The organism is Methylibium sp. T29-B, assembly GCF_000576225.1.
Lineage (GTDB): Bacteria > Pseudomonadota > Gammaproteobacteria > Burkholderiales > Burkholderiaceae_C > Methylibium > Methylibium petroleiphilum.
Map to the genome: position 1 here is coordinate 1 of NZ_AZSN01000294.1, position 2,491 is coordinate 2,491.

The following is a 2,491-nucleotide window of genomic DNA, read 5'->3' on the forward strand; positions in this document are numbered from 1 at the left end:
TCTGGGCGATCGTCAACAGGCGTGCGCCAGCCAGATCCCCGCGCGCAGGCAGGCGTCGAGCACGGTCTGCTCGGGCTCCACGTCGACCGAGGCGCCGAGCGGCTCGATCCTCAGGCGGTAGCTCATGGCGCTCAGAAGCCCACGCCGTAGAGGCCCGCGAGCTCCGGCGTGCGGAAGCGCAGCACCGACTTGTGGGCCAGGCCGTTGTCGGCCAGGCTCGCGTCCGCGTCCGGCTCGAACGGCTGCCCGGCGCGCAGCCATTGCACCCGCGCCCAGTCGATCTGCGCGAACTGCGGGTGCTGGCCGAACAGCGCGGGCAGCACCTGCCCGACCAGCGCGCCGAACGGCATCTGCGGCGGCACCGGCACGCACAGCGGCGTGGCGTACATCAGGTGCTGGTCCCAGCCGATGGCCAGCAGCTGCTGGCCGTGGAACTTGTCCACGCTGTCCTTCATGTCCCCGTGGTAGTCGGGGCGGATGGCCTTGACGCTCATCGTCGTGTCTCCTCAGGCGGACCGGCGTTCGGCGGCCTGGCTCCGGGCCAGGGCGTCCGCGGTGGCGGCGGGCGCCGCCATGTTGGCGGGGCGCTGGGTCCAGCGCTCCCAGTTCACCGCATCGATGTGGGTGGCGAAGTCACCGCCGTCCACCCCCGGCGCGATGCCCATGTACTTCAGCGCCTCGACCAGCGGGTTGAAGTCCGGCGCCGTCGGGTCGACGCCCGGGTTGAAGTAGTTGCCCTGGTAGATCTGGTGCACCGGCAGGTGCGCGTGGACGTACTTCTCGGGCTCGTTGCGGAAGATGTCCCGGCAGCCGTCGGAGCAGCACTGGAACTTCTCGCCGAGGTAGGTTTCCTCGCGGTAGGCGACCTGCGTCGGATCGTCGGGCTCGGTGAACAGCAGCGGCCACTGGCACACCTGGCACAGCTGCGGCAGCGTGGCGTTGACGAAGGGCTTGCCCTGCGCCTCCATCTCGCGCCAGTGCTCGTAGCGTGGCCGGTAGTAGCGGTCGAAGGTGTCGGGGTACTTGGCCGACAGCCAGTCCATCTCCTCGTCGCTCGGCAGCCAGACCGGGAAGCCGGCGGCATGGCGGAACTGGTAGAAGGTGCACCAGAGCTGGTGCCCCACGTGGCCCTTCTCCTTGACCGTGACCTCCCAATGCTTGGGCATGCGGATGCCGTAGCGCGCCAGGTCGGCGAACAGCGCGCCGCCGTTCTGCTCGAAGTAGATCTCCCAGGCCTCGCTCCAGCTCATCACGCGCTTGGGCAGCATGTAGTCCATCATCGTGGCGAGCAGCGTGAGCAGCCGGTAGCCGCGCCAGAACCACTTGTCGATCCAGCCCTGCACGATGGGCACGTTGGCCGGGTCCTGCTCGAGCAGGAACTTGATGACCTCGATGCCCAGCGTCATGTGGCGCGCCTCGTCGCTCTGCGCCGAGAAGCCGAACGACACCGTGGACATGTCGCCGTTGTAGGCCGCGCCGGAGGCCCAGGGCATGAACACCAGGTTGGTCAACACGTACTCGAAGGCGAACGAGATCGCGGTGATGAACTCGAACGGGCCCGCGGTGATCGCGTCCTCGAAGAAGGACTTCGGGATCGACAGGTACCAGGTCCGGTCGAACATCAGCGGGAACTCGCTCAGCCCGGTGAAGTACTTGTTGTACTGGCTGATCGCGTGGATCTGCGTCTGCGCATGGCGCAGCTCGTCGATGGCCTGCATCTGCGCCGCGATGCGCGGCCCCACGCCCGGGAACTCGCGGCCGAGGATGCAGAAACCGCGGTGCGACGCGTACTCCAGCGGGCTCACCCCGGTCAGGAAGATCTTCAGCGCCTGCAGGTAGCGCGCGTCGCTCACGTTGAACTGGCCGCTGTTCTGCTGGAAGGCATCGATGATCGCGTAGAGCTTCTTCTCCTTCTCGCCCTGGTACTTCCAGTAGGCGTCCATCGTCAGGCGGAACGGGTCCTCCCACTTGTCCCAGTCGTGGATCTTGATGCCCTCGAAGGCGACGGTGCGGAAGATCTCGTCCTTGGCTGGTAGCTCGGCGCCCAGTCGAGGCCGCGCGTGAGCAGCGCGTAGTTTTCCTTCAGGGACAGCTTCCGGGCTTGCGGGGTGTCGTTCATGGGGTTCTCCGTGGCGCCCTCAGGCGGCCTTCCATTGCAGGATGAATTCGTCGTCGGTCTCGTCGATGCCGCCGGACAGCGAGATCAGGTTGAGCTGCAGCTCGCGCAGGTCGAAGTCGCGCCCGATGCGCTCCTCGATCGACGCGCGCCGGATCACCAGCGAGCCGGGCGCGTCGATCTTCACCATCGCCGGGTAGTCCTGGACCACCGCGTGCGGGTTGTCGGCCTGGATGGCCTCGACGATCGGCAGGGTGTCGTTGTTGGCCTGCAGCGCGATGAACACGGGCTGCAGCGAAGTGGGCGCGTTCATGGCACGCGCCTCAGGCCGCCAGGCCCAGACGGGCCAGCCGCGCACCCAGGGCCGCGTCGGCC

Annotated in this window: 2 protein-coding genes and 2 pseudogenes; all 4 read right to left on the minus strand. The window is 67.6% G+C overall.

Features of this window, described 5'->3' with window-relative positions:
• Positions 1-15: 15 nt before the first annotated feature.
• Positions 16-126, minus strand: a pseudogene (locus Y694_RS24555) (phenol hydroxylase); the annotation flags it as partial.
• A 5-nt stretch (positions 127-131) separates the two neighbouring features.
• A complete protein-coding gene (locus tag Y694_RS21270; protein WP_036236412.1) occupies positions 132-494 on the minus strand; it encodes a phenol hydroxylase subunit P4 in 363 nt (120 codons plus the stop codon).
• A 12-nt stretch (positions 495-506) separates the two neighbouring features.
• A pseudogene (locus Y694_RS21275) lies at positions 507-2,119 on the minus strand (aromatic/alkene/methane monooxygenase hydroxylase/oxygenase subunit alpha).
• A gap of 19 nt (positions 2,120-2,138) precedes the next feature.
• A complete protein-coding gene (locus Y694_RS21280) occupies positions 2,139-2,429 on the minus strand; it encodes an MmoB/DmpM family protein (protein WP_036236414.1) in 291 nt (96 codons plus the stop codon).
• Between the last annotated feature and the right edge of the window lie 62 nt (positions 2,430-2,491).